Genomic DNA, 26,709 nt, shown 5'->3' with positions numbered 1-26,709 from the left:
GTGCGGCCGGTGCCTACAGTGTCGCCGGGTTGCCGTGCCACGCGGCCTTCTTGGGTTCCTGGCTGTCAAAATAGCGCATCACGCGCGCTTCGGAGGAGAGCACATGCCGGCGCATGGCCTCCGTGGCGGCTTCGGCGTCGCCCGCCACCAGCGGGGCCAGGATTTGCCCGTGTTCCAGGATGGTGTGGTCGTCGTAGCTGTCCGAGTAGGCGAGCCGGAAGATGTGCAGGTGGCAGTGGGTCCTGGCGTAGGACTGCCGGATGAGCTCGTTGCCGGCCGCCTGGAAGATGAGGTCGTGGAAGCGCTCGTCGTGGGCCGACAGCTCGGCCGGTGAAATCGTGGAGGTGTCCCGGGTCAGCTCGCGTCCGCGCTCCAGTTCTTCCCTGATCAGCTGCAGCAAAGGCGCATCGGCACGGTTGGCGGCGGCCTCCACGGCGTGGGGCTCCAGCAGCATGCGCAGCTCGTAGAGGTCACGGACGTCGTCGCGGTCCAACAGTTCCGTGGCCCTGTACCCGCGGCGGGGCTGCCGGTCGACGAGCCCCTCGGACTCCAGGCGGGCCAGCGTTTCTCGCACGGGGGTGGGGGAGACGTTGAGCTGCCGGGCCACATCTTCAATGTTGATGCGCACGCCGGGCGGGATGGTGCCGCGCATGATGTGGCCGCGTAGAAGTGCATGGACCTCGTCAGCCAGTTCCTGGCGGGGGGCCATGCCCTGCAGCGATGTCAAGTATGACGGTTCCAAAACCTTCTCCGATCAAAGTCCTTGACAGAAAGTATAACGGCCCAGATAATTGGATATCACTATATCCTATAGGATTTTTTCGATACTGACTGGAGCTCAACGATGAGACTGAACGCCCTTTCCACCGCAGTGGCCGTCCTGGCTGCATCCGTCCTGGCCATCACGGCCTGCACCCCTCAGGAAACTGCAGGCGGCGGAGACAACGGCGGCGCCCCTGCCGCCATGGACACCGTGAAGGTTGGCCTTATTTCAGGCGGTGCACACCCCTACTTCCAGCCATGGACGGAGGCAGGCGCCATGGCCAAGACCGAATTCAAGCTGGGCGATGTCACCTTCAACGAAACCGCTGAGTGGGACCAGACCAAGCAGAATGACGTGATCAACTCCATGGTGGCCAACGGCTACAACGCCTTCGGTGTCTTCGGCGTCTCACCCACGGACATCAACTCCACCTTCAGCAACCTCAAGAAGCACGGCGTCGCCACCGCTGCTCTGGGCTCCTGCCCCGCCGGTGACACGAATGAAGCCGACTTCTGCCTGTCCACAGACACCGAGGAAGCCGCCTACAAGGCAGCCAAGGCTGCGATCGATGCGATGGACGGCAAGGGCGTCCTTGCCCACCTGACCGGCGTGAACGTCGACTCCAACACCCAGCGCCGCATCGCCGGTGTCAAGAAGGCCGTTGCCGAGACCGGCGGCGCTGTCACGCTGCTGCCCGACGTCACCGACATCGACACCGACCTGACCACCGCGCAGAAGGCAGTCGCCGACCTGCTCGCCTCCAAGGGCAGCACCATCAACGGCATCGTCTCCACGGCCTACAACCCGGCAGTAGCCGCGGCCACAGCAGTCAAGGACTCCAAGCTGCCCATCAAGCTCGTTGCCATTGACGACGACGCCACGATCCTTTCAGCCATTGAGGACGGCTCGGTCTCGGCCACGGTTGTGCAGAACCCCTCAGGCCAAGCCTTCGTGGGCTCCTACGCCCTGGCCAAGCTCGCCACCAAGGCCTGCACCATGGCCAGCCCGGGCGAAATCATTGACTCCGGCTCCTTCATTGTCACCAAGGACAACGTCAAGGACTACGACGCAGAGCGCGACGCCAAGTCGGCCGAGCTGGCGAAGGACTTCGACTCGAAGTACCTGGACTGCAAGTAACACCCACCCCGCTTTTCGAAAGGCCATCATGCCCCGCATAACCCACGCCCGTGCCTACCTCGTCGACTTGGACGTGGAGACGGTCCGCACGGACGCTGTTCAGAGTTTCCTGAAGCAGGAGACCATCTTCGTTGAGATCAAGACTGATGACGGGCTGACCGGGACAGGCTATTCGTACACGATCGGCACGGGCGGCGGTGCCGTGCTGTCTATGCTGCGCGAGCATCTTGTTCCGCGGCTGGTGGGACAGGACGCTGCCAACATTGAGCAGATTTGGATGGATCTTTTCGCCTCGACCCGGGCCACCACCACCGGTGCGATCACGTCCTTGGCGCTGGCCGCCGTCGACACCGCCTTGTGGGACCTGAAGTGCCTGCGCGCCAACGAACCACTGTGGCAGGTGGCCGGCGGCTTCCGCCAGGAAGTTCCCCTCTATGACACGGAGGGTGGCTGGCTGCACCTGGGCACGGAGGAGCTGGTGGCCTCGGCCAAGGCGTCCCAGGCGGCCGGCTGGCCCGGGCTGAAGATCAAGATCGGCAAGCCGCACATTTCCGAGGACGTGGAGCGGCTCACGGCGGTCCGGAAGGCCGTGGGCCCGGGCATGGACATCATGGTTGATGCGAACCAGTCCATGACCAGTGCCGAGGCCATCCGCCGGGCCAAGGCCTTGGAACCGTTGGAGATCTTCTGGCTGGAGGAACCGCTGCCGGCGGACGACATTTCCGGGCACACCCGCCTGGCCGAGGCCACCTCGATCCCCGTGGCGGTGGGGGAGTCCATGTACTCCGTGGCCCAGTTCCGCGAGTACCTCCAGCGCGGTGCCGCAAGCATCATCCAGGTCGATGTGGCCCGGGTTGGCGGAATCACGCCGTGGCTGAAGGTGGCCCACCTGGCCGAGGCGTTCAACGTGGCCGTGTGCCCGCACTTCCTGATGGAAATTCACATCAGCCTGCTGGCAGCCATCCCGAACGGGCGCTACGTGGAGCACATCCCGCAGCTTCGCGCCATCACGAACACCGAGATGAGCATTGCCAACGGCTTCGCCATCGCGCCCAGCACCCCGGGCCTGGGCATCGACTGGGACTGGGCGGCCATTGAAAAGAGGACCGTGGCATGAGCCATGCAACAACCCCTGCCGGCGATGCAAGGCGCCGGCAGGGCACTGACTTCAAGCGGTACCTGACCTCGCCGCAGTTCTTTCTGGCGCTGATCATCCTGGTGCTGGTGGGCCTGATCGGCGCGGCCAAGCCCAACGCCTTCAACGGCGCGTTTGTGGTGGCGCCGCTGCTGACCAGCATCGCGATCTTCACGATCGTGGGCCTGTCCCAGATGATGGTGCTCTCCATCGGCCAGATGAATATTGCCGTGGGCAACATGGCCGCGTTTGGCGCCATGTTCACCGGCATGGCCTTCGACCTGTGGAACATGCCGTTCATTGTGGGGCTCATTGCCGGCCTCGTGGCGGGTGCGGCCATCGGCGGGCTGACAGGCTGGATCATCGCCAAGACCGGCGTGAACTCCTTCATCGTCACCCTGGCCATGAGCTTCGCACTGCTGGGCCTGGTGCCCACGGTCTACTCAATGCTCAGCCCCGGTTCCGCCTTCACGGCCAAGCCCGAGGGCATGGAGTTCCTGGGCCGAGGCACCTTCCTCGACGTATGCATGGTGGGCTACTGCGGCCCGGCGGCCATTCCCGTGATGGTGGTCCCGGTCCTGCTCGTGGTGCTCCTGGTCGGCGGGCTCTACGCACGCACCAAGCTGGGCCGCGAGATCCTGCTGACGGGAGCCAACATCAAGGCCGCCGAGCTCTCCGCGATCCCCACCAACAAGCGGGTCGTCCTGGTGCACGCACTCTCCGGCGCACTCGCCTCACTTGCCGGGATACTGCTGGCCACCAGCACCGGCTCGTTCACCCCGGCCATCGGCAACGAGTTCATGCTGCAGTCCTTCCTTGGCCCGATCCTCGGCGGCACCCTCCTGGCCGGAGGCTACATTTCCGTCACGGGAACCTTCCTGGGCATCACCTTGACCCTGCTGATCCGCCGCGGCCTGGAACTGTTCGGCGCCGGCGTGGAAATGCTGAACATTTTCTTGGGCCTGATCCTGCTCGTGGCACTGTCGGCCGAACGCATCCGCACCGTACGCCGTCGCAAGCCAACACCCACACCCCCGGACGGCCCGCCGCCGGCCGAACCCGCGGCCGCCGAACCGGCCCCCGCAGAGAGCGGAGCTACAGCGTGAAACTGAAACTGCCCGCCACCATGGGCTCCCAATACCTTGTCCTGATCGCCACGATCATCCTCGGCGCCATCATCCTGGGCGTCTCCTCGGGCGGAAACTTCTTCGGCCCCGTCTCCATGCAGACGTTCTTCCAGTTCCTGGCCGTGCCCATCCTGATCGGCCTGGCGCAAATGATCACGCTCGCCGTGGGGCAGCTGAACCTGGCCATCGGCGCGATCGGCGGCGTTGCTGCCTGCCTCGCCGCCGTCATGGTGGCCGACTGGGGCCTCAACCCCTGGCTCGGCGCGCTGGTCGCACTGCTGGTCGGCGCCGTCGCGGGCATCGCCAACGGCATCCTGGTGGTGGTCACGAAAATCAACGGCTTCATCGTCACGCTCGCCACCATGACCGTGCTGCTCGGCGTGCAATATGCGCTGGTCAACACCCGCACCATCTCGTCCGACAACTGGGCCCCCGTCGCCGCCCTCGGCAAGGCCCGCTGGCTGGGGCTGCCGGCCATCTTCGTGATCGCCATCATCGTGGCGGTCCTGGTGGGGCTGGCCTTTAGATATACGACGACGGGACGTCACCTTTTGGCGTCCGGTGACAATGAGCATGCCGCCACCTTGGCAGGGATCTCGAACGACCGCAGCCTCACGGTTGCCCACGGCGCCTCGGGGCTGATCGCCGGCTTTGCCGGATTTGTCTCCTTCGCGTCCCTGCCGGGCGTCAACCAGAGCGTGGGCGGGGACTGGCTGCTGTCCAGCTTCGCTGCGCCCATCATTGGCGGGGTCTCCCTGACCGGCGGCACCGTGGCCGTGTTCGGCACCGTCCTGGCCGCCTTCGTGGTGCGCCTCGTGGACAGTGCCCGGGCTGAATTCCAGCTGGCACCGGCCTGGGTAAACCTTGTCATCGGCGCCGTCATCCTTGGCACCGTGGCCCTGGGCCGCCTGCGTGAATCACGCGAATCGGCCAAGGCCGGGATGCTGCGCGCCAGGGTGGCCAACCACCGCGTCAACACGGCGGCCCTGCAACCGGCCGCAGCCGCAGCGCCAGCCGGCCCACCGCCGTCGAGCGAGCCTGCCCCGTCCGCATCTGAAGAGGTCAAGCAATGAGCGCACCCATCCTGCAAGCGAGCAACGTCACCAAGACGTACCCCGGCGTGAAAGCCCTGGACAATGTGAACCTGACGCTGATGCCGGGCGAGGTCCACGCCCTGCTCGGTGAAAACGGTGCCGGCAAGTCCACCCTGATCAAGTACCTGACCGGCGTGCACCAGGCCGATTCCGGCACCCTGCTCATCAACGGGGTGGAGGAAAAGTTCACCAACCCGTCCGAATCCGGCGCGGCCGGGGTGGGCGTGGTGCACCAGGAACGCAACGTGATCCGTGAGTTCACGGTGGCCGAGAACATCGTTCTCAGCCGCACGCCCAAGCGGTTCGGCTTCATCGACTGGAAAAAAGTGAACGCCGAGGCTTCCCGCTGCCTGGCCCTGCTGGACTTCGAGATCGACCCACAGACGCCCATTGCCCAGCTGTCCTCCGCACAGATCCAGCTCGTGGAAATCGCCCGGGCCCTTTACACCGAAACCAAGGTGCTGCTCCTGGACGAGCCCACCGCCTCCATCTCCGACGCGGAGGCGGCCAAGCTGTTCACCGTGATCCACAGGCTGAAGGCGGACGGTGCCGCCATCCTGTTCGTCAGCCACAAGCTGGATGAGGTTTATGCGCACTGCGACACCGTCACGGTGCTGCGCGACGGCAAGACCGTCCTCAGTGACGCCGCGCTCGCGGACCACCCGCACGATGAGATCGTGAACATCATGGTGGGCCGCTCGCTGGCATCGCTTGTGACACCCGAACGCGCGGTGGACCAGGGGCAGGCGCCCGTCCTGGAGATGCGCAACGTCACCACCACTGCAGGCCACGGAGGCATCAGCCTTGAGGTGCGCCCCGGTGAAATCCTGGGCCTGTACGGGCTGGTCGGCGCCGGCCGGACCGAGTTGGCCCACGCCATCCTGGGCCGCGAGCGCATCACCGAGGGTGAGCTGCTGGTCAACGGCAGCCCCGCCGTGATCCATTCGGTGCGGGACGCGCTGCACACGCACGGGATCGGCTACGTCACCGAGAGCCGCAAGGAAGAGGGAGTGTTCCTGGAGCAGAACATCACCCGCAACGTGGCTGTCACGAGCTGGGGGAACCTGGCCGGGCCGCTCGGCATGGTCCGCGGCGCCAGTGAGCGGTCCCTCGTGGAGAAGTACGTGGCGGAGCTGGACATCAAGATCTCCTCGCAGGACCAGCTGGCCGGGCAGCTTTCCGGCGGCAACCAGCAAAAGGTGTCGCTGGCCAAGTGGCTGGCGGCGGACCCTCGGATCCTGATCATTGACGAGCCCACCATCGGCATCGACGTGCGCACCAAGCGCTCCTTTTATGAGTTGATCTGGGGCCTTGCCGACCAGGGCCTGGCCATCCTGTTGATCTCCAGCGACCTCGCCGAGATGATCACCCTCGCGGACCGGATTGCCGTCATGGACTCCTTCACGCTGTCCGGCACCGTGGACAACAGCCACGACTACGACACCATGAGCCAGGACGTCATCCGGCTCATCCACAACAAGGCACTGGCATAGGAGCGGACCATGCGAACCAGGCACCTGCAAATCATTGGGCTCAGGCCGGAGCGCCGTGAGGAATACCTGCGGCTGCACCGTGAGGTGTGGCCCGAAGTGGAGGCGCGGCTGAAGGCCAGCAACTTTGAAAGCTACTCCATCTTCAACCTTGGGGACACGCTGTACGGCTACTTCGAGCATGTCGGCACGGATTATGCGGCGGACATGGCGGCCATGGGCGATGACCCCAAAACAAGGGAGTGGTGGAAGCTGACGGATCCCTGCCAGGAGCCGTTGCCAGAGGCGGCGGCTGCCGGTGCCATGTGGACTGACGCCAAAGAGGTCTACCACCTCCCATGAGCATCGACGCACACGCCCATCTCTGGACCCGGTCCCGGACGCCGCAGCCATGGATTGACCCCGCCCAGATGCCGGCCCTGGACAAGGATTTCGCCCTGGCCGAACTGGTTGCCATGCAGGCTGCCGCCGGAGTTTCATCCTCGGTGCTGGTGCAGACTGCAAACTCGGAACAGGAGACCCGGGATTTCCTGGCGCTGGCCGCGGATCCTGCGGTTGCGGGTGTGGTGGGATGGGTGGACTTCTCCGCCCCGCTTGCCCCGCAGCTTGAGAAGTACGACGGCGCCATTGCCTCGGGTGCGCTGGTGGGCGTGCGGCATCTGGTCCACCAGGACCCGGACCCGCAGTGGATGTCCCGCCCGTCCGTCGCCGCCGGGCTGAAGGAGCTGGCCGCGGCCGGTCTCACCTTTGACTTGGTGTTGCGCCCGGACCAGCTGGCCGCCGCGGCCGGGCTGGTCCGCAGCAACCCCGACACCCGTTTTGTGCTGGACCATTTGGGCAAGCCGCCACTGGCTTCCGGAGACGTGGCGGCGTGGCGCGCCGACCTGGCCGAGATGGCGGCCCAGCCGAACGTGGCGGCCAAGCTCTCCGGCCTCACGACTGAGGCAGACTGGGAGGCGTGGACAACCGCGGAACTGGGGGACGCCGTCGACCATGCCCTTGAGGTGTTTGGTCCGGAACGGCTCATGTTCGGCACGGACTGGCCGGTGGCCCTGCTGGCGGGCACGGACGCGACCTGGCCGCGGGTGCTGGCGGTGCTGCTGGAAGGACTGGGCACCGACGCCCAGCAAGCCATTTTCGGTGGCAACGCCCGGCGTGTGTACAAGCTTGACCCAGGCCCGTGTGCGGCCCTGGCAATCGAAGGAATTGAGGAACAGCCTTGAGCAATGAAATTGACTGGACCGACCAAAAGGTTCACGACCCCAAAACCGAGGCGCCCTTGGGACCGAACTCCGCAGAGCATACGGAACCCTGGTTTAAGGCCGCAGGCCTGGGGATGTTTATCCACTACGACCATGCGAGCCAGCAGGGCCTGGAGGCATCATGGCCGCTGCTCGGCGGCGTGGCCGGACTGGGGTACAGCCCCACAGCGCTGGTCGCGGACTATCACAGCACCGCTGACAGCTTTGATCCGGAGCATTGGGATCCGGCGGCATTGGCCCGCAAGGCTGCTGCCGCGGGCATGACATACGCCGTTTTCACGGCGCGGCACCACAGCGGATGGTCGTCGTGGCCCTCGAAGGCCAGCGGGCGGACCATCGAGTCCTCCCCGTATGGCCGGCGTGGGGGAGACCTGGTCAGGGAATACACGGAGGCCTTCCGCGCCGCCGGAATCAAGGTCGGCCTGTACTACTCGCTGTCCGACTGGGGCCACGCAAAGTATCCCGCCTTCACCGACGAGATGCGCCCCTACCAGCACGGAAGGTATCCACGGGCCGGTGCTGCTGACTGGTCCGATTACCAACAGTATTTGAAGGACCAGCTCACGGAATTGCTGACCTGGTACGGCCCCATCGACCTGTTGTGGTTCGACGGCGAATGGGAGCGCACACGCGAGGAATGGGATGCGGCAGGGCTGGAAGCCCACATCCGTTCCCTGGCGCCGGAGATCGTGATCAATGACAGGCTCATCGGCAGCGGGGACTACCGCACACCCGAGCAGTTCATCCCTGCACAGCCACTTGCTGAGCCGTGGGAATGCTGCATGACCATGTGCGACACCTGGAGCTATGTGCCCGAGGACCAGAACTACAAGTCGCTGCACGAAATTGTCCGGACCGCGGTTGAAGTTGTTGCCAAGGGCGGGAACCTGCTGCTGAATGTGGGCCCCACCGCCGATGGCAGCCTCGCACCCGAACAGTCCGCCCTGCTGGACGGGCTGGCAGGGTGGATGGCCTGCAACAAGGAAGCCGTGCACGGTGTTCAACCGGGCCTTGAGCCGTGGCAGTACTACGGACCCAGCACAGCCGCTGGCAACAACACCTACCTGTTCGCGTTGGCGAAGCCGGTGGAAACCGTGACCGTCCGAAGCATTCCGGGCAAGCGCGTCACCGCGGTCCGGCACCTGGGTTCAGGAGCACAGCTGCCGTTCACCTTCCGGACGACATTGGATGACAGGTTCCTCAGCGACCCGCTCGGCGAGCTCAACATCGACGTCAGGGAAATTGACGTGAACGGCGTGGTGCCGGTCTTCGTGTTGGAAATGGACCCGCAACCGCGGAAGTAGCCTACTCCGTGGCCGCCTGGGCAAGGCGGCCACGGGCATGGAACGGAACGTTGAGGCTGATCGCATTGTGCAAGGCCAAACCGGCAGCACCGACCGCGTCTTCAGAGTCGGTCCAAGTCTTGACTGTGATTTCCACCGGTTGCAGGAACTTGAGCACCGTTTCGTCCAGGCCGCGGGTGAATCCATCGCTAAGGGCGGGCCAGAGGCTCGTCGTTTCGCCTGTGACGATAATCGTTCCAATGCCCAAAAGATTCACGACTCCGCCAACGGAACGCCCGATGCGGTGCCCAACATCCTCCAGGAAATCCGCCAGCTCGTTGTCGTTTTCAGCCTGGAGCCTCTGCTGGAGCTCAGCCAGGCGACCGGCAGAGGGCCTGCCAGGGGCTTGGTGGAGCAGTTCTTCCAGCCCTGCGTAAACCTGAAGGCAGCCGTAGTTGCCGCAGACACACAGCGGACCATTCGTATCCACCGACATGTGGCCAAATTCCGTTGACGATCCCCCCGAGCCGCTGAAAACACGCCGTCGGTTGACGATGCCCAGACCGACGCCGTAGCCAAGGCCGAGCAGAAGGAAATCATCCCTGTCATGCCCGAACCCAAAACTGACCTCTCGGGTCGAGAGGGCAAACAGGTCATTCGAGACGAAGACGGGAAGATCGACGGCCCGCTGCAGCCGGGGACCAAGATCAAAGTCCTGCCAATTCAATGTCGTGGAGATGCGAACCGTCGTCAGCGCCTGGTCCACAGCACCAGAGATGGAGATCCCCACGGCAATCACACGCTCAGGGTGGTCCAAGGTGGCCCGCTGGTCATTCACCAGGGCCTTGAATTGCTCCACCACGTGCTTGGAAGGATCAAAAACGCGGGACCTGGCATTCAGGATCGTGCCGTCGATCAGCATGGTCACGGTGATCAGGCTCGTCGGGGTGACGCTGACGCCGATTACGAGGGCGGAGTCGGGGATCAGCTCCACCGGGATCCGGGGCCGTCCGGCTCCTGACCGGGCGTCAACTGCCAGCTCACGGACGTATCCATCTGAGATGAGTTTTCGGACTTGCGCAGTGACGGTTGCCGGCCCGAGACCCAGCAGCTTGGCGATTTCACTGCGGCTCAAAGTGCCTGTCTGCCCCAAGAGTCCGAGTATCTCGGCGCGGCTGACGGCGTCGCGAGTTGGGGTCGTGTGGGGGCGGATTCTCAACTTTGAAATTTTCTTCCCCCTGGTGAGCCGGTGTTGACTAGCGCCAATACTTGTGATTATCCTAACATCACGCCATTAATTCGGCGCCGAATTAATTATAAGCACAAGGCCAACGAGCCTACGGCTCTGACAAAGGATTGACATGAAATTAGCAAAGAAGCTAACAGCGATTGCCCTTGGTGGCGCACTTGCACTGGGTGCCAGTGCCTGTGGTTCCACGGCACCCTCCGACGGCGGCAACGCCGGCGGCGAAGTTACCCTTGACTGGTCCTTCTGGTCACAGGGCGATGAAGGCAATCAGACCTGGAAGGACCTTGCCGGAAAGGTCACTGAGAAGTACCCGAACATCAAGGTCAATCTGACAACGGCGCCGTTCTCGGATTACTTCACCAAGATGCAGTCGCAGCTGGCATCCGGCACGGCCCCGTGCATCGTCAGCATGCAGAGCCTGCGCCTGCCGGCATTTGCCAAGGCCATGACACCCATCGACGGTGATCTTGCCAAAGCCGCGGGCTTCACCGAATCAGAATGGGAAGCGGGGGCATTGAAGGCCCTTCAGAATGGTGACAAGCAGTATGCGCTGCCCTACGGTCTTTCCACCATGGTCATGTACTACAACAAGGATGCGTTCAAGGCTGCCGGCGTTGAAGAACCCAAGGACGGCTGGACCACCGACGAATTCGTCGCGGCAGCCAAGAAGATCACGGAGGCAACCGGAAAGCCTGCCTTCGGCCAGACGTTCTCCGACCTGCACATGTCAGCACAGCTTCTCGCCTACAACGGCGCCAAGCCAGTCTCCGCCAACGGCGAGCTGCAGATGACCGACCCGGCATTTGAATCCGCATTCTCCTGGTACACGGGCCTCGCCACCGAAGACAAGATCAGCAGCATTCCCGCAAGTTCGTCTGACGTGCCGTGGGGCGAGCAGCAGTTCGTCGCCGGCAATGTGGCCATGGCCGTTGACGGCTCATGGAACATGAAGAGCAACGTCACTGACGCCGCCGGATTCCAGGTAGGGGTTGTGACCCTGCCCCAGGGCACCGAAGGCGCCGGAACGTTCTCAGCCAACTCCGGATTCGGCATCTCCTCCACCTGCAAGAACAAGACCGAAGCCGCCCAGGCAATCGGTGTGCTCACCGATGCAGAGTCGCAGATGGCATCGGCCAACGCCGGCAACCTGCCGGCCCGAACCGCGGCCGTCCCTGCCTTCATCGAAGGGTTGAAGAAGGACGTGGACCCGAAGAATCCCGGCTACTCAGATCAGGCCTCGGTTGTGACCAAGGCTGCCTCCGAATCGGCGACACCGTTCATCAGCACCAGCAACTGGGACAAGGTCACCAAATTGATGGCGCAGCAGTTCCAGCAGGCGTTCAGCGGCAAGAGCACACCGTCTGAAGCACTGAAGGCCGTGCAGCAAAGCGGAGCGAAGTAGCCCTTGCAAACGATTCCGCTCAAGCCGGCAGCAGCAGAAAGGTGCCACCGTGACGGCAATAACTACTAAAACCGTGCCACGTAGGATCCCCGATCCTGTTGCGCCAAAGAAGCGGAAGGGCTCTGATTCCCGTTCGGCGCTGGGGTTTCTAACCCCCAGCGCCATCGGGATGACGGTATTCATCCTCTTCCCCACCATCTTGGCCATCGCCACGAGCTTCTTCCACTGGCCCACGTTCGGGGAAGTGACATTTGCCGGATTGGACAACTACCGCAACCTCTTCGCGCCAGGAAGCCAATTCACGGCGGCACTGATCAACACGTTCGTCTTCACCATCGTCGTTGTCCCGGTAAATCTCGTCCTGACGCTGTCAACGGCGTTCTGGGTCGCCACCAGCCGCTTCAGCCGGCTGTACAGGGTCTTGTTTTTCCTGCCGGTCGTGACACCAACAGTGGCAACTGCCGTTATTTGGAAATTGATCTACCAGCCCAACGGCCTTATCGACTCGACCCTGCAGTCATGGTTTGGCATCCACATGCCCAACGTTCTCGGTGACAGCAGCACGGCCCTTCTGGCCGTCGTGGTTGTCATCGTGTGGCAGGGTTTTGGCTACAACATGCTGATTTTCTCTGCGGCCATTGACCAGCTGCCCCAAGACATCATTGATGCGTCCATGCTGGACGGTGCCCACGGGTTGGGCCAGCTCCTCCGAATCAAGATTCCGCTGCTGACACCCGCGATCTTCTTCGCTTCAACGGTCACCATGATTTCGGCATTCCAAATATTCTCCGAACCATTTGTGATGACCGCAGGGGGTCCGGGAACCTCCACAGTGACCGTGGTCATGAACGTCTATCAAACCGCTTTCCAAGGTGGCGAACTCGGTGCCGCAGCTGCCCCCGCCATCATTCTCTTTGCCTTGATCCTTATTGTCACAATGATTCAGTGGCTGGGACAGAAGAAATGGGTTCACTATGACTAACATCCAAGTCCAGGCCAAGTCCCCGCACGCGAGCCAGAACACTGAAAAGTCCAAGTTCCGGTTCCGCCCGCTGAAGCTCGGCAGTGAAGTCCTGCTGGCCATCGTGGCAGTACTTTTTCTGTTCCCGATTATCTTCACCTTCTTCTCCGCCCTGAAGCCGAACGGTGAAATATTTTCCCAGCCACCGACCCTGATAGGTTCTGAGATCCGGTGGCAGAACTTCATTGAAGTCTTCAACTACACGCCATTTTTCCGCTTCATCATCAACGGGCTGATCGTGTCAGTTGCAGGCACGCTGATCGTCCTGGCCGTTTCATCACTGGCCGCCTACAGCTTTGGAATTCTCAAATGGCGCGGTCGCGACAAGTACATGCTGCTCTACCTGGCCACCATGATGATTCCCCAGGAAGTGCTGGTCATTCCCATGTTCCTGCTGATGCAGAAACTGGGCTGGATCAACACCTGGCAGGCACTGATTCTCCCGTGGGCCTTCGGGGCCTTCGGGGTATTCCTCCTGCGGCAGTTCTTCCTCGGCATCCCCTACGAACTGGTGGAAGCATCCAGGATGGACGGCTGCAGCCAATGGCGGACCTTCACCCGGATCATCCTGCCACTGGCAAAGCCTTCACTGGCCGTGCTGGGCGTCTGGACGTTCATTACCTTCTGGAACAGCTTCCTGTGGCCCCTGATTGTCGTCAACGACGTTAACGAACTCGGCAACGTGTCCTTGGGCCTGCAGACGTTCTTCGGGGAACACGGAAACTCCTGGAACCTCGTGATGGCGGCATCCGTCATAGCCATTCTTCCCACCCTGATCATGGTGATAGCCCTGCAGAAGCACCTGGTCAAGGGCATCGCGACTGTTGGCCTGGCCGGCCGCTAGCCGCCATCCACCTCTTCATACAAAGGTATAAAAGTGATTAATTTTGAGGACCGTGTTGGGCCTGACTTTGGCGAACACAACCCCACCTATCCCGAGTGGAACTTTCCCACGTGGCTCGCCGACGCAAAATTCGGCATCTTCGTCCACTGGGGGCTGTACTCCGTTCCCGCCTGGGCTGAAGTAGGCGATTCGCCGACAGCGGTTGAGGACGCCTACCGGGACCACCAGTATGCGGAATGGTACGGCAACACGGTGCGTGTCGAAGGCAGCAGTGCCCAGGCCTACCAGCGCGCCACCTTCGGCGAGGGAACCAGCTATGAAGACCTGGCTGATGTGTGGACGGCAGAGAAGTTCGACGCCGATGACTGCGTTGCGCTTTTCCGGAAGGCAGGCGCCAAATACGTTGTGCCGACGGCCAAGCACCATGATGGATTCTGCCTGTGGGCAACCGACACCACGCCCTTCAACAGCGCGGTTCGCGGCCCCCGGCGTGACCTCATGCAGGAGTTTGCCGATTCATCCCGTTCCGCCGGGCTCAAGTTTGGCAGCTACTTTTCAGGTGCGCTCGACTGGCATGTGAGCGATTTCAGGGCCATTGACTCAGATGCCGACATTTTCCGGCTGCGCCGCAACGATGAAGATTTCGCGCGCTACTCCCACGCACAGGCGGTGGAGCTTATCGAGCGCTTTTCCCCCGACATCCTGTGGAATGACATTGAATGGCCTGACGGGGGAAAGTCAGACTCAGAATTCGGTGTGGCGGCATTGTTCCGCGAATACCTGCGGACGGTGCCGGAAGGCATCGTCAATGACCGCTGGGGTGTTCCCTCCCACGGCTACCTGACACGGGAATACAGCGACATCGGAGGGCTATCGGACAAAAACTGGGAGAGCTGCCGCGGACTGGGCAAGTCCTTCGGCGTCAACCAACAGGAGACGGCAGCCGACGTCCTCAGCGTGGCTGAACTGGTGCAGCACCTCGTTTCCGTTGTTTCTCGCAACGGCAACTTCCTGCTGAACATCGGCCTTGCAGCCGATGGCACCATTCCCGCGATCTACCGCGACCGGCTGTTGGGCCTTGGCGCCTGGTTGGATGTCAACGGCCAGGCCATCTACAACACTCGTCCATGGACGGGAACGCTCAGCGACCAGCAGCAACCGCACTATGCCGTCACGGTCGGGCCGGAGGCAACATATCTGTGTGTCCTGACACCTGACGCTGAGCTTCCACCTGCACCGTTGGACCTTGCCGGAGGAAGCTGGCTTGGCACCGGTGATGCTGCCGTGGGCGGCGTGGTTGTTCCGGCTGCGCTCCGCGGGGAACCCATCGCCGTTCTGAGCATTCCGCACCGATCATCGGATGTTGAGCTGCCGTGAGCCCCGAGTGGATAGGCGTAGATATCGGCGGGACAAAAATAGCCGCCGGACTGGTCGATGACAAAGGGCACGTCCTGGCACGGGTTCAAAAGGCAACACCTGAAGGTGAGCAGGCCATCGCCAACACCGTCGTGGAGGCGATTCTGGAGCTGCAGCCGGAGGTGGGCGGAACCCTGGTGGGCATTGCGGTGCCAGGATACGTCTCCACGGACCACCGGTCCGTTGTCTATGCCGCGAACCTGGAACTGGAAAATACGAAACTGGCCGATCTGATTGAAGCGAAGCTGGACATCACCTGTCTGGTAATCAATGATGCCAACGCCGCGTTGTGGGCTGAGTTTAGGTTCGGTGCAGCCCGTTCAGCACAGAATGTGGCCATGGTGACGGTTGGGACGGGAATCGGAGGCGGACTCCTGGTCAACGGGCAACTCGTTGTCGGCGCCCACGGCTGGGCCGGAGAGATCGGGCACATGGTCGTGGACCCGGGTGGACGGGCTTGCGGCTGCGGCAGCCGTGGCTGCCTGGACAGGTATGCCAGCGGGAGCACGCTGACCAAGCATGCCCAGACCCCTGAAGACTTCGCCGAGATCGCTCGATGGCTCGGGTTTGGCCTCAGCCAGGTCTCCATGTTGCTGGATCCTGACGTGATCCTGCTCGGTGGAGGGGTCAGTGCGGCCGGTGCTGCGCTGGTGCGGCCAACACAAGAGAAATTGGCGGAACTCCTCGCCGAACACGGCCGCGAATCGGCCCCGCGAGTCCGCTCAGCGGAGTTGGGCCCTGATGCAGGATTCATTGGGGCGGCCGCTTATGCCGCTGACAATGCGCCGGTCCCTCCCGACCGGCCACTGCCCCTTGCACACGGATTGTTGAACTAGGAATGGAAGGTAGTGCCGTCGTGGCCCAATCGAACGTAGTGGTGGTCTTGGCAGATGATCTGGGCTGGGGAGACCTCTCCTGCTACGGGGCGAAAAGAATCAGCACCCCGAACCTGGACGGCCTGGCCCAGGCCGGGGTGCGGTTTACGGACTCCCACGCCTCATCGGCCGTCTGCACCCCCAGCCGGTACAGCTTGATGACCGGCTCGTATCCCTGGCGCAGCCCCCTGAAAAGCGGGGTCCTTGGTGGGCTCGATCCTGCCATCATCGGCGCGGAAGAAGCCACGCTGGCCAAGGACTTCCAAGAAGCCGGCTATGCCACCGGTGCGTTTGGCAAATGGCACATGGGTCTCGACTGGACAGCTTTGGACGGGTCCAAACGGGACGCCTTTGCCACCGATTTTGCGGCGCAAATGCAGGGGCACGGACGGGACATCAATTATGAGGTGCCGTTTACCGGCGGTCCCACGGACTTGGGATTTGAGCACTACTTTGGCATTGCCGGATCCCTCGACATGCCACCCTACTGTTTCCTTGACCAGGATCGCGCGGTAGGGCTGCCGCTGGAAGAGAAACCAGACTTGGTTTCGTCCCAGCGCCCCGGATTGCAGAGCCCGGGCTGGCGGGACGACGCCGTCGACACCACAGTGGTTGCCAAGGCCGCCGAATGGATCACACAACAGCGCCACGGCGGAAAGCCGTTCTTTGCCTATGTGGCCACTGCTGCACCGCACCGGCCCTGTGTTCCTCCGGAATTCATCCAGGGCAGCTCCAACGCCGGCGTGCGCGGCGACGGAGTTGTATTGGTTGACTGGATGGTGGGTCAGCTGTTGGAGGCGTTGGGAGAAGACCGTGAGAACACAATCTTCATTTTTACCTCCGACAACGGCGCTCCCACCATGTTCCCGGAAGACGGCGATGTGGAAGTCCACCGCCCCAACGGGCCCTGGCGCGGCCAAAAGGCAGATGCCTGGGAGGCCGGACACCGGGTGCCGCTGATAGTGGCCGGTCCGGGAATTAAAGCTGGTGATGTCTGCACGGACCTGGTCAGCCTGATGGATGTGCGTGCCACCCTTGCTGACTTGCTGTCATCGCCGGAAGCCGGCGCCGGCGCGGCGCCGTCTGCAGCGACCGAATTGGGTGACGGGGTCTCCTTTGCCCCAGCCCTTTCCGCAGATTCAAGCAGCACGGCTGACTCCAGGATCCTGGGACACCAGGCCTTCGACGGAACACTGGTACTGCGCAGCGGTCCGGGCAAAGCCATCTTTGGTACCGGATCAGGTGGCTTCTCCGAACCTGTGGGGGCACCTGACGACACCGGCCGCGGGGACGGACAGTTCTACGAGCTGGACACCGATCCCGGTGAGGCCACCAACCTCTGGGCCGAGAAGAATGACAAGGCACTGGAAATGATAGAAACTTTTGAGCGCTCCACCGGATTCATGCGAGGAACACGATGACTGCACAGCTAAACGCCACAGGCCTGCCCGACCAATCCGAGGTCTGGTGCCCGCCGCTGGCACCGCTGCAGGACGGCGGGTTGCCGCGGCCACGGATTGGCATCGCCGGCATCTCCATCGAATCCAGCACCTTTTCCCCGCACATCAGCGGCGCGGAAGCTTTCACCGTCCGCCGCGGCGAAGACCTGATTGGCTACTATCCCTTCCTCGACGAGGGGCGGGAGCTGAGGCGCGCTGCCGAGTGGGTGCCGCTCATGCACGCCCGTTCGCTCCCCGGCGGTGCTGTGGATGCGGACCTGTATGTTGCCTTCAGGGACGAGATTGTTGAGCGGATCAGGAACGCCGGGCACCTGGATGCCCTGTTCTTCGACATCCACGGTGCCATGAGCGTCATCGGCCGGCAGGATGCCGAAGGCGACCTTGCCCGGCATGTGCGCGAAGCCCTCGGGGACGGTGTCCTTGTGTCAACGTCCATGGACCTGCACGGCAACGTGTCCTGGGAGCTGTTGGAAAGCGTCGACCTCATCACCTGCTACCGCATGGCGCCGCATGAGGATGAGATGAACACCAAGGAGCGGGCCGTCTGGAACCTGTTGACGCGCCTTCGCTCCATGGACGGCGCCGATGTCCAGAAGCGCCGCCCGCTGAAGGCCTGGGTGCCGGTTCCAGTGCTGCTGCCCGGGGAAAAGACCAGCACCAGGATCGAGCCGGCCAAGGGCATTTATGACCAGGTGCCGCCGGTTGCTGCGCTGGACGGAGTCGTCGACGCCGCAATCTGGGTTGGGTACGCCTGGGCCGACGAGCCACGGTGCCAGGCATACGTCGTCGTCACCGGCGATGACGAGGCAGTCATTCGGCGGGAAGCGGAACGGCTGGCCTCCCTGTACTGGGATGCCCGGGATGACTTTGCCTTCGTGGCAGAGACCGCCACCTTGGCAGAGGGCATCGAGGCAGCCCTCGCACCGGATGCGCCGCGGCCGTATTTCCTCTCCGACACAGGGGACAATCCAACCGCCGGGGGAGCGGGCGACGTCACCTGGACCCTGGCCCAGTTGATCGCCAGCGACACGCTTGCCGCGGCGGATGTCCGTCTTGTCCATGCCTCGATTTTCGACGCCGGAGCCGTCGCCCAGGCTGTGGCCGCAGGCGTCGGCGGGTCCGTGGACCTGGAAGCCGGTGCGCGGGTTGACCACAACGCCCACGGCCCGGTCCGGTTGCAGGGCACCGTCTACTCAATCACCGAGGGTGATCCCACCGCCGGGACGCAGGCCGTGATCCAGGTGGGCAACGTCTTTGCCATTGTCACCGAACGCCGCAAGCCTTTCCACCACATTGCCGACTTCACGCAGCTGGGACTGGACCCGTCGGAGTTCGGCATTATCGTGGTCAAGATCGGCTACCTGGAGCCGGAACTGTTTGATGCCGCCGCGGGCTGGAAGCTTGCCCTCACCCCTGGCGGGGTGGACCAGGACCTGTTGCGGCTGGGCCATTCCCACTTGTCCGACGGCGTGTTCCCCTTTGCCGCCGACGGCGCAGCACCGTCCCTGACCGCCCGCATCCACCGCCGATAAAGCTGGAAGGCTAAAACAAATGACTGATCTGGAAATTGCGGTCCAGGACCCGGCTGGGGCCCGCGCGGCAGTGGAAGGCGGCGCCACCCGTGTTGAGTTGTGCACCGCGCTGCGGCTGGGCGGTTTGACGCCCTCCAACGGAACAGTTGAGGCTGTCCTGGAGCAGGGGCAAGGGCGGCCGGACTTTGTCCATGCCCTGGTGCGTTCCAGAGGCGGCGGATACGTCTACACCAGCGAGGAAATTTTCGCGATGAGCCGTGAAATCCGGCATCTGAGGGCCGCCGGAGTGCATGGGGTGGTGGTGGGAGCCCTAACGCGGCATGGCGACATCGACCTTGCCGCACTCGAGGAATGGATTGAAGCTGCCGACGGTCTGCCGGTCACCTTCCATCGCGCGATTGATGCATGCGCGGATCCGCTGAAGCAGCTCCTGCGATTGCAGGGCACCGGTGTCGGGCGCGTGCTCACCTCGGGCGGAGCCGTGCGCAGTATCGACGGGGGCGCCGTGCTTGAAGCGATGGTGCAGCAGGGACCTGCGGGAATTCAGATCATGGCAGGCGGCGGTGTGCGCATCGAAGACATCCCCGCCCTGGTTGCTCTCGGCGTCGGGTCCGTCCACTTGTCCGCCCGAGTCCCCTTCAACGATCCGAACCCTGCCGGTCCGGGCGGGGGAGCCCAGGAACTCGACGCGACAAGTGCCAACCTTGTGGCAGAAGCCAGACGGGCCCTTGATTCGGCCGGGTCCATGTCCTGACGCTGGATCTGGCGGCCTGAACCTTGGCGGTCCGGAACCCGCCTCCCGGCGTGGGCATTGCTTGACAGGCCACCTGTGAGCGCTAACACTGGATCGGAAGAGTTTATGGGTCGCCACGGGGACACGGCCCCATTCACCAAGGAGTTTTGATGGAATCAAATGTACTTCTCGCCAACCGCGTGCAGCACTCGAGTGCAAACGGCGACGTTTTCCGGATTGCCGCAGGAGGGTATTCGGCAAGTTTCACGTCCCGGGGCGCCGCTCTCTCGGAGCTGCAGTTGGCCGGACGCGACCTCGTCGTGCCATTTGACCCCGACCAGCGCATTCCGGACTACCGCGGCATCATCGCCGCGCCGTGGCCCAACCGCATTGCCGACGGCGCCTACCGCTGGGACGGCGTCGTCCAGCACCTGCACCTGAATGAACCCGACCGCGGCACGGCCCTTCACGGCTTGGTCTTTGACCGGCTGTGGGAGGTGGAGAAGCACGACGCCGATTCCCTCACCTTGCGCTGCGAGCTCGAACCGTCCCGCGGCTATCCCGGGCCGCTGTCCCTCGTGGCGCAGTACCGGCTCGATGCCGACGGGCTGCACGCAACCGTGACCGCCAGCAACCACGGCGTGGTTCGGATCCCCTACGGGGTCTGCCCGCATCCCTACCTGGTGGCCGGGCCGGCCCCGCTCGATGAGTGGACGCTGCAGGTCGATGCCGCAGAATTCCTCGAGGTCACGCCCGACAGACTGCTGCCGCTCCAGCCGCGCGCCGTGGACGGCCACCCCTTCGATTTCCGGGCCGCCAGGACCATCGGCTCCACGGAGATCGACCACGCATTCACCGGCCTCGCTGCTGACGTCACCGGCACCTCCGAGCTGACGGTGACCGACCCCTCCGGCAGCCACGTGGGCATGCGCTGGGATGCTTCCTGCCCGTGGCTCCAAATCCACACCGCCGACAAGCCGGACCCCGCCCTCAGCCGGAGGGGCCTGGCCGTGGAGCCAATGACCTGCCCGCCCGATGCCTTCAACTCCGGCACCGACCTGATCGCCCTGGAACCGGGCACTTCCCACGCCGCCAGCTGGACCATCTTCGGCGGTTAACCGGCGCATCTCCCCCTGCCCCATGTAGGCGCCTGCTCCCTGCAGCACCAACGCCCGGTGCCGCGGCGGCGCCAGGGAAATTCTTGGCAGGGGAAAGGAACGGCCCTGCCGCTCGGTGGCTCCTTCGCCAGTCGGTTGCGTTAAGGTGGAGGAGCCCGCCCGACCGACCATGAATGGAGCCAACCTTGGCCGCCAGCACCACCAAGTCAGACGCACTGACACCGGAGCAACTGCAGTCGGTGTGGGGCACGTTGAAGTCCCCTCGCAGGCTGAAGACAGAGATCCTCGGCGGACTCGTTGTGGGCCTGGCGCTCATCCCGGAAGCCATCGCGTTCTCCGTCATCGCCGGCGTCGACCCCAGGATTGGCCTCTTCGCTGCCTTCACCATGGCAGTGACCATCGCGTTCACGGGAGGACGCGCGGCCATGATCTCTGCAGCAACGGGCGCCGTGGCGCTGGTGATCGCCCCCTTGGTGAGGTCGCACGGCGTCGACTATCTCATTGCCTGCGTCATCCTCGCAGGAGTCATCCAAATCATCCTCGCGGTGTCCGGCGTGGCCAGGCTGATGCGGTTCATTCCGCGCTCGGTCATGGTCGGATTCGTCAACGCGCTCGCCATCCTCGTCTTCATCGCCCAACTGCCGGAGCTCATCGGGGTGCCGTGGCTGGTCTATCCGCTCGTGGCAGCCGCCCTGCTGATCATGTTTGTCCTGCCGCGGTTCACCCAGGCCGTGCCTGCGCCGCTCGTGGCGATCGTGGTCCTGACGCTCGTCACCGTGCTGGCGTCCATTGCCGTTCCCACGGTGGGGGACAAGGGCGAGCTGCCGGACTCGCTCCCTTCACTGCTCATTCCCAACGTCCCGTTCACCTTCGAAACGCTCCAAACCATCTTCCCGTTCGCCCTCGCGATGGCGTTTGTGGGGTTGCTTGAATCCCTCATGACCGCCAAGCTCGTGGACGACATCACCGACACCCGCTCCAACAAGACCCGCGAAGCCTGGGGCCAGGGCGTCGCCAACATCGTGACCGGCTTCTTTGGCGGCATGGGCGGCTGTGCCATGATCGGCCAGACCATGATCAACGTGAAGGCATCCGGCGCCCGCACCCGCATCTCCACCTTCTTTGCGGGAGTCTTCGTGCTGCTCCTGGTCGTGGTGCTCGGCGACGTCGTCTCGGTCATCCCCATGGCCGCGCTCGTCGCTGTCATGATTTTCGTCTGCTGGGCCACGTTCGACTGGCACAGCATCCGCCCGCGCACCCTGAAGGCCCTGCCCAAGAGTGAAACCTTCGTCATGGTCGCAACCGTCATCGCCACGGTTGCCACACACAACCTGGCCATCGGCGTCGGCACGGGCACGGTGCTGGCCATGGTCATGTTCGCCCGCCGCGTCGCCCACTTTGTCACAGTCACCCGGGTGCCCGCGGATGATGAAGGCAGCGTCACCTACGTGGTCAACGGCGAGCTGTTCTTCGCCTCATCCAACGACCTCTACACGCAGTTCTCCTACGCCCTGGACCCGGACCGCGTCATCATCGACATGGCTGAATCGCACCTCTGGGACGCCTCCACGAGCGCCACCCTCGACGCCATCACCGACAAATACCGGCGCCACGGCAAGGACGTGGAGATTGTCGGACTCAACGATGCCAGCACCCGCATGCGCGAGCGCCTCGCCGGAAAGCTGGGCGGCTGAGCCCTGCGCCCTTGATGCACGACGGCGGTCGCGTCCCCTGCCGCTGTTGGTCCGTGCACAGGGTGGAGCGTCAAGGCCGGAAGCTACTCCGCACCCGGCACAAAGAAGGTGGTGGAGCACAGCCGCGACTCGTCCAGCAGCACCACCCATTCATAGCTGGAACCGGTGGGCAGCGGCAGCCCGCCGGGGAAGTTCAGCACAATGTTCGACGTCCCCGGAAACCCCATGGGCGGCGGCTGCACCTCGGGCCGGACTGTGTGCCGGAAATCCACGTCCTGGTTGAACCGCATGATGTTCGGCCCCTCCGGGCTCGGCACCACCACCGGCTGCCCGTCGGTGTCCACCAGCACCACCTCCACCGCGGCCGACGTCTCGTCAAACAGCGGAATGCTCACGGTGACGTTGACATACACGGCAAACGGCGCGGTCAGCCCCGTCTCCGGGTCCGAGCCCAGGAACTGGATGCCGCCGCCAATGATGTTCACCTTCCCGGCCGCGTCGACGTTGACGAAATCCGCGATCAGCACGGTGCCGCTGCCAGTACTTGAACTCATTGTCACGCGCAGGCCTCCAAGGCTTAGCCATTCCCCGGGGCGGGAATAGCTTCCACAATAGGCCCAAGAGCCGGCGGTTGTGCCGGCATGGCCCTTTATGAAGAACGACGTCGGGCACGCCCCCTTTCGCTGTTGGCCCCGGCCGGGCCCGGCAATGCTCGCCGTGCCCGGCCGGGACCAGAAAGTGATGCAGCGTTGGACGAAACGGCCATTTATCTGATGCCGCGTTGGGGGAAAAGGCCGATTATCTGATGCGGCGTCGGAGGGGGGCGGGGTTAGCTCGGTGAGAAGGGCTTGGTCTTGTGGCCGGGCTTGGTGGGCTTGACCTTGTAATCCTTGCCGTTCATGGAGATGGTGATGTTGCCCTGGTTGGGGGACTTGTCTCCGATGAGGACCACCTCGGTGACCTTCCCGTCCTTCCACGTGCAGTCCAACTGGTATCCGCCGCGGGCGCGCAGGCCCTTGAAGGAGCCGTCCTTCCACGCGGCGGGCAGTGCCGGCAGGAGCTCGATCTTGCCGGTGTGGCTTTGGATCAGCATTTCTGCCACGCCGCCGGTGATGCCCAGGTTGCCGTCGATCTGGAACGGCGCGTGGGTGGTGAACATGTTCGGCAGCGTGTTGAAGCGCAGCAGTCCGCGCAGCATGTACTGGGCACGTTCGGCGTCGCCGAGGCGGGCGAACAGGCCCACACGCCACGGCCACGTCCAGGAGCGCCGGCTGTCGCCGGACACCGTTCCCTCCGTGAACGGCACGCCCTCGCGCTCGCCGCAGCGGGCCTTCAGCGACACCAGGGCGGCCGCGGCCAGCTCGGGGTTTTCCTTCAGGTTGATCTGGCGTCCCGGGAAGACGGCGAACAGGTGGCTGGTGTGGCGGTGGATGTTGTTGGGGTCGTCCCGGTCCGTCTGCCATTCCTGCAGCTGGCCCCAGGCACCGATCTTGTTCGGTGCCAGGCGCGACTGCATGTCCTTGACCTTGTCACGGTAGGCCGGGTCCGCCTTGGCGGCGTCCTCCAGGTCGACGTAGTTCTGGAACAGGTCCCAGATGATCTGCTGGTCGTACATGACGCCGTCTTCGGTGGGGCCGTGTTCGGGCGACCAGCCCTTCGGCGAGACGAGCTTGCCGTCGGCGTCTTCCACGAGGCGGTCTTCCCAGAAGTTGCAGATTTCCTTGAGCATCGGCAGTGCCGTCTCAACCAGGTACTTCCGGTCCTGGCTAAAGGCCCAGTGCTCGTAGATGTGCTGGGCGTACCAGGCGCTGGAGACAACGTTCCATTCCCAGGAGTTCCCGCCGAAGATGCTCTGGCTGGTCCGCGCGGTCCAGCCGCGGGTCTCGGCACCGAAGGCGTTGCGGGTGGCAACCCGTGAAGGCACCGCCACCTGCTTCACGTATTCCACCAGTGGCACATGGCATTCGGAGAGGTTGGCGGTCTCGGCGCCCCAGTAGTTCATCTGGACGTTGATATTGGTGTGGTAGTCGGACGCCCACGGCGGGGTGTTGCTTTCGTTCCACACGCCCTGCAGGTTGGCCGGCAGCCCACCCTGGCGGGAGGAGCCGAGCAGGAGGTAGCGGCCGTAGGCAAACAGGGTCTGTTCCAGGCTCGGGTCGTCCTGGCCTGCGCCGTAGGCGGCCAGCCGGACATCGGTGGGCACCTGGGCGACCTCATCCGGCGTCGTGCCCCAATCAACGGACACGCGGGACATGAAGGCGGACAGTTCCGCAGAGTGCTCCTCGCGCAGGGATTCGTAGCTGCGGCCTGCCGCCGCGGCAATGGCTGCGGCGATGCGGGGCTCGGGATCGGTGCTGCGCCAGCCGGCGGCGGCGTCCATCTTGTAGTTGGTGCGTGCGTCCAGGATCAGCGTCATGGCGGTGGCGCCTGCGACCTGGAGGTCCGCGCCGGAGCCGGTGACCTGGCCGTCGGTGTCGACGATGCTCAGCGTTGCGGCATGCTTGAGCTGGTTGGCCATTTCGCCGGAGAAGTGCAGCGACTTGGCGGCGGCGTCGGCGGTGGTGGTGACGCCCTCCTGGCCGGAGCTGATGGCCACGGTCCCGGTGATTCCGCCGGCGCGCTCGGTCTCGTAGCGCATGACGATGACGTCGGCTTCCTTGCTGGCGAATGCCTCGCGCATCACGCGGTTGCCGGTGGTGCCGAACTGGGTGATGTGGATGCCGACCGACGGGTCCAGGGCGCGCTTGTATTCGGCCACGGCGGCGGCGTTCTTCGACGAAAAGCCGTTGCCCGCCAGCTCGATGCCGGCAATGCGCAGCTTCGCCGAGCCGGCAGCGGCGTGAAGTGTGAGGCGGTAGGAGCTGAAGGAAGCTGCGCCCGCCAGGGTGATGGTGGACGTCTCGCCGCGGCCGGCAAATGCGCCGGGTTCGCGGCTGTCCAGGACGGTCCAGTCACGGCGGTTGTTGGAGCCTTCCAGCGTCCATGACGTCGGGTCCTCGCCGGCGTCGGCTGCGGAGGTCAGCGCGTAGGAGGTCAGGGCCGCTGCCTTGCCCAGGTCTGCCTGCCAGACGACGCCGGCTCCCGGGTTGGGTGCCGTCCACGCCGTTGCGGGGTTGCCGTCCAAGGTGCGCAGGATGTCAGAGCCGGCGCCGTCGCCGTCGGACTGGCCCGTGGGGGAGGAAACATACAAGGAGGTCGCAGCCTGCCCGCCCATGCTGACGCCGGCCAGTGAAATCTCAGACAGCTGGAAGTGGCTGACGCCGGCCTTGGGGCTGAAGTCGAACTTGTAGAACTTGTACGCAGTGGTGTTGGCGAACGTGAAGTCCTTGGCCTGCTTGCGGTTCTCGAAAGGTGGCTGCTCACGGGAGTCGATCACGGTCCACGTGGTGCCGTCCTGGGAGCCGGAGAAGGTCCACTTCTGCGGGTCGCGGGCCGGGACGTCGTTGGCGCTGGTGATGGTGTACTGGGAAACCGCGACGGCGGACGGCAGCTGTGCCTGCCAGCTCACCGTTGCCGGCGGGCCGTCAATGCACCACTTCGTGCCGGTATTGCCGTCGACGGACTTGTCCACGTCCTCGGCACCCCAGATCTTGTACGGGCCGCCCGGGGCCGTGATGACCGGCGGGGCGGCCTGGTCTTCGGCGAGCGTGATGACCACATTGCCGAAGTTCCGGTAGGAGCCGAAGCCGGTGACGCTGGTGTCGTAGGCGCCGTCGCCCTGGCCGGCGAGTGCGTTGTCGTAGTTGTTGACGCCTCCCCAGAGGCTCTCTTCGTTGAACTGGATCCTGTCGCGGACGGGGTCGCCGTAGAACATGGCGCCGAGGCGGCCGTTGCCGATGGGCAGTGCCCCGGACTCCCAGACCGTTGCAGGCTGCTGGTACCAGAGCGCGTGGGTGGACAGGGCCGGGTGCGGGGCGAGAACTGCGTTTTGGGCGGCAGTGGCGCCCTTGGCGAAGGCCTGCACTACGAGGGGCGTCAGCGCGAGGGCCCCGCCTAGCTTGAATAGGCTGCGACGGCTGGGGGATGCGAAGGACATGAACAACTCCTGAGCTGCATTGGTCGGGTGTCTAAACC

Annotated in this window: 22 protein-coding genes and 1 pseudogene; 18 read left to right on the top strand and 5 right to left on the bottom strand. The window is 64.0% G+C overall.

What is annotated here, in order from left to right; genetic code table 11:
- Positions 1–13: 13 nt before the first annotated feature.
- Positions 14–727 carry a GntR family transcriptional regulator gene (locus JOF48_RS02975; RefSeq protein WP_209677154.1) on the bottom strand — a complete coding sequence of 238 codons (714 nt, stop codon included), beginning with the start codon at positions 725–727 and terminating at the stop codon, positions 14–16.
- A gap of 117 nt (positions 728–844) precedes the next feature.
- Between JOF48_RS02975 and JOF48_RS02970 the strand changes: the two genes are divergently transcribed.
- Genes JOF48_RS02970 through JOF48_RS02935 form a run of 8 tightly spaced genes read left to right on the top strand, consistent with a single transcriptional unit; the run spans position 845 to position 9,312 of the window.
- Positions 845–1,900: a sugar ABC transporter substrate-binding protein gene (locus tag JOF48_RS02970; protein WP_209677152.1), complete on the top strand. Its 1,056-nt coding sequence runs from the start codon at positions 845–847 to the stop codon at positions 1,898–1,900.
- Between the two features lie 28 nt (positions 1,901–1,928).
- Complete coding sequence (locus JOF48_RS02965) at positions 1,929–3,017, top strand: mandelate racemase/muconate lactonizing enzyme family protein (RefSeq protein WP_209677150.1); 1,089 nt, start codon at positions 1,929–1,931, stop codon at positions 3,015–3,017.
- Positions 3,014–4,141 (top strand): ABC transporter permease, encoded by a 1,128-nt coding sequence (locus JOF48_RS02960; RefSeq protein WP_209677148.1) that lies wholly within the window; start codon positions 3,014–3,016, stop codon positions 4,139–4,141. The genes JOF48_RS02965 and JOF48_RS02960 overlap by 4 nt, the downstream gene beginning before the upstream one ends.
- The gene (locus tag JOF48_RS02955; RefSeq protein WP_209677146.1) at positions 4,138–5,235 is read left to right on the top strand and encodes an ABC transporter permease; all 1,098 of its coding nucleotides are present in this window, start codon (positions 4,138–4,140) and stop codon (positions 5,233–5,235) included. Before JOF48_RS02960 ends, JOF48_RS02955 begins: the two co-directional genes overlap by 4 nt.
- Positions 5,232–6,749: a sugar ABC transporter ATP-binding protein gene (locus JOF48_RS02950; RefSeq protein ID WP_209677144.1), complete on the top strand. Its 1,518-nt coding sequence runs from the start codon at positions 5,232–5,234 to the stop codon at positions 6,747–6,749. The genes JOF48_RS02955 and JOF48_RS02950 overlap by 4 nt, the downstream gene beginning before the upstream one ends.
- Positions 6,750–6,758: 9 nt before the next feature.
- Positions 6,759–7,088: an L-rhamnose mutarotase gene (locus JOF48_RS02945; RefSeq protein WP_209677142.1), complete on the top strand. Its 330-nt coding sequence runs from the start codon at positions 6,759–6,761 to the stop codon at positions 7,086–7,088.
- A complete protein-coding gene (locus tag JOF48_RS02940; RefSeq protein ID WP_209677140.1) occupies positions 7,085–7,969 on the top strand; it encodes an amidohydrolase family protein in 885 nt (294 codons plus the stop codon). The genes JOF48_RS02945 and JOF48_RS02940 overlap by 4 nt, the downstream gene beginning before the upstream one ends.
- Positions 7,966–9,312 (top strand): alpha-L-fucosidase, encoded by a 1,347-nt coding sequence (locus tag JOF48_RS02935; RefSeq protein WP_209677138.1) that lies wholly within the window; start codon positions 7,966–7,968, stop codon positions 9,310–9,312. Before JOF48_RS02940 ends, JOF48_RS02935 begins: the two co-directional genes overlap by 4 nt.
- A gap of 1 nt (position 9,313) precedes the next feature.
- Here the strand turns inward: JOF48_RS02935 and JOF48_RS02930 are convergent, their stop codons facing one another.
- Positions 9,314–10,285: an ROK family protein gene (locus JOF48_RS02930; RefSeq protein ID WP_342591140.1), complete on the bottom strand. Its 972-nt coding sequence runs from the start codon at positions 10,283–10,285 to the stop codon at positions 9,314–9,316.
- Between the two features lie 60 nt (positions 10,286–10,345).
- A pseudogene (locus JOF48_RS20125) lies at positions 10,346–10,510 on the bottom strand (winged helix-turn-helix domain-containing protein); the annotation flags it as partial.
- Positions 10,511–10,652: 142 nt separating this feature from the next.
- Here JOF48_RS20125 and JOF48_RS02925 point away from each other — a divergent pair.
- The 10 genes from JOF48_RS02925 (at position 10,653) to JOF48_RS02880 (ending at position 22,635) form a co-directional block, all read left to right on the top strand.
- A complete protein-coding gene (locus tag JOF48_RS02925; RefSeq protein ID WP_209677134.1) occupies positions 10,653–11,942 on the top strand; it encodes an ABC transporter substrate-binding protein in 1,290 nt (429 codons plus the stop codon).
- Between the two features lie 169 nt (positions 11,943–12,111).
- Positions 12,112–12,924, top strand: coding sequence for a carbohydrate ABC transporter permease (locus tag JOF48_RS02920; protein ID WP_209677132.1), 813 nt, complete (start codon positions 12,112–12,114; stop codon positions 12,922–12,924).
- Positions 12,917–13,807: a carbohydrate ABC transporter permease gene (locus JOF48_RS02915; RefSeq protein ID WP_209677130.1), complete on the top strand. Its 891-nt coding sequence runs from the start codon at positions 12,917–12,919 to the stop codon at positions 13,805–13,807. The genes JOF48_RS02920 and JOF48_RS02915 overlap by 8 nt, the downstream gene beginning before the upstream one ends.
- 33 nt (positions 13,808–13,840) lie before the next feature.
- A complete protein-coding gene (locus JOF48_RS02910; protein WP_209677128.1) occupies positions 13,841–15,184 on the top strand; it encodes an alpha-L-fucosidase in 1,344 nt (447 codons plus the stop codon).
- The gene (locus JOF48_RS02905) at positions 15,181–16,059 is read left to right on the top strand and encodes an ROK family protein (RefSeq protein ID WP_209677126.1); all 879 of its coding nucleotides are present in this window, start codon (positions 15,181–15,183) and stop codon (positions 16,057–16,059) included. Before JOF48_RS02910 ends, JOF48_RS02905 begins: the two co-directional genes overlap by 4 nt.
- Before the next feature lie 20 nt (positions 16,060–16,079).
- Complete coding sequence (locus JOF48_RS02900) at positions 16,080–17,519, top strand: sulfatase family protein (protein ID WP_209677124.1); 1,440 nt, start codon at positions 16,080–16,082, stop codon at positions 17,517–17,519.
- Positions 17,516–19,090 (top strand): M81 family metallopeptidase, encoded by a 1,575-nt coding sequence (locus JOF48_RS02895; RefSeq protein WP_209677122.1) that lies wholly within the window; start codon positions 17,516–17,518, stop codon positions 19,088–19,090. Before JOF48_RS02900 ends, JOF48_RS02895 begins: the two co-directional genes overlap by 4 nt.
- Before the next feature lie 19 nt (positions 19,091–19,109).
- Positions 19,110–19,844 carry a copper homeostasis protein CutC gene (locus JOF48_RS02890; RefSeq protein ID WP_209677120.1) on the top strand — a complete coding sequence of 245 codons (735 nt, stop codon included), beginning with the start codon at positions 19,110–19,112 and terminating at the stop codon, positions 19,842–19,844.
- 149 nt (positions 19,845–19,993) lie between these two features.
- Positions 19,994–20,941 (top strand): aldose 1-epimerase family protein, encoded by a 948-nt coding sequence (locus JOF48_RS02885; protein WP_209677118.1) that lies wholly within the window; start codon positions 19,994–19,996, stop codon positions 20,939–20,941.
- Between the two features lie 173 nt (positions 20,942–21,114).
- Positions 21,115–22,635, top strand: a complete 1,521-nt coding sequence (locus JOF48_RS02880; RefSeq protein WP_209677116.1) for a SulP family inorganic anion transporter — start codon at positions 21,115–21,117, stop codon at positions 22,633–22,635.
- 83 nt (positions 22,636–22,718) lie between these two features.
- On the opposite strand, the gene JOF48_RS02875 is transcribed toward JOF48_RS02880, so the two are convergent.
- Positions 22,719–23,189 (bottom strand): DUF6941 family protein, encoded by a 471-nt coding sequence (locus tag JOF48_RS02875; RefSeq protein WP_209677114.1) that lies wholly within the window; start codon positions 23,187–23,189, stop codon positions 22,719–22,721.
- A 275-nt stretch (positions 23,190–23,464) separates the two neighbouring features.
- A complete protein-coding gene (locus JOF48_RS02870) occupies positions 23,465–26,671 on the bottom strand; it encodes a glycosyl hydrolase family 95 catalytic domain-containing protein (protein WP_209677112.1) in 3,207 nt (1,068 codons plus the stop codon).
- Between the last annotated feature and the right edge of the window lie 38 nt (positions 26,672–26,709).

The organism is Arthrobacter stackebrandtii (assembly GCF_017876675.1).
Classification (GTDB): Bacteria; Actinomycetota; Actinomycetes; order Actinomycetales; family Micrococcaceae; genus Specibacter; species Specibacter stackebrandtii.
This window is presented reverse-complemented; position numbering and strand designations above follow the sequence as displayed.

What these genes read in the sequence shown, in the direction of transcription:
- JOF48_RS02970 (WP_209677152.1), top strand. Translation starts at nt 845, where the DNA reads ATGAGACTGAACGCCCTTTCCACCGCAGTGGCCGTCCTGGCTGCATCC.
- JOF48_RS02965 (WP_209677150.1), top strand. Translation starts at nt 1,929, where the DNA reads ATGCCCCGCATAACCCACGCCCGTGCCTACCTCGTCGACTTGGACGTG.
- JOF48_RS02960 (WP_209677148.1), top strand. Translation starts at nt 3,014, where the DNA reads ATGAGCCATGCAACAACCCCTGCCGGCGATGCAAGGCGCCGGCAGGGC.
- JOF48_RS02950 (WP_209677144.1), top strand. Translation starts at nt 5,232, where the DNA reads ATGAGCGCACCCATCCTGCAAGCGAGCAACGTCACCAAGACGTACCCC.
- JOF48_RS02945 (WP_209677142.1), top strand. Translation starts at nt 6,759, where the DNA reads ATGCGAACCAGGCACCTGCAAATCATTGGGCTCAGGCCGGAGCGCCGT.
- JOF48_RS02940 (WP_209677140.1), top strand. Translation starts at nt 7,085, where the DNA reads ATGAGCATCGACGCACACGCCCATCTCTGGACCCGGTCCCGGACGCCG.
- JOF48_RS02925 (WP_209677134.1), top strand. Translation starts at nt 10,653, where the DNA reads ATGAAATTAGCAAAGAAGCTAACAGCGATTGCCCTTGGTGGCGCACTT.
- JOF48_RS02920 (WP_209677132.1), top strand. Translation starts at nt 12,112, where the DNA reads ATGACGGTATTCATCCTCTTCCCCACCATCTTGGCCATCGCCACGAGC.
- JOF48_RS02915 (WP_209677130.1), top strand. Translation starts at nt 12,917, where the DNA reads ATGACTAACATCCAAGTCCAGGCCAAGTCCCCGCACGCGAGCCAGAAC.
- JOF48_RS02895 (WP_209677122.1), top strand. Translation starts at nt 17,516, where the DNA reads ATGACTGCACAGCTAAACGCCACAGGCCTGCCCGACCAATCCGAGGTC.
- JOF48_RS02890 (WP_209677120.1), top strand. Translation starts at nt 19,110, where the DNA reads ATGACTGATCTGGAAATTGCGGTCCAGGACCCGGCTGGGGCCCGCGCG.
- JOF48_RS02885 (WP_209677118.1), top strand. Translation starts at nt 19,994, where the DNA reads ATGGAATCAAATGTACTTCTCGCCAACCGCGTGCAGCACTCGAGTGCA.
- JOF48_RS02880 (WP_209677116.1), top strand. Translation starts at nt 21,115, where the DNA reads ATGGAGCCAACCTTGGCCGCCAGCACCACCAAGTCAGACGCACTGACA.
- JOF48_RS02875 (WP_209677114.1), bottom strand. Translation starts at nt 23,189, where the DNA reads ATGAGTTCAAGTACTGGCAGCGGCACCGTGCTGATCGCGGATTTCGTC.
- JOF48_RS02870 (WP_209677112.1), bottom strand. Translation starts at nt 26,671, where the DNA reads ATGTCCTTCGCATCCCCCAGCCGTCGCAGCCTATTCAAGCTAGGCGGG.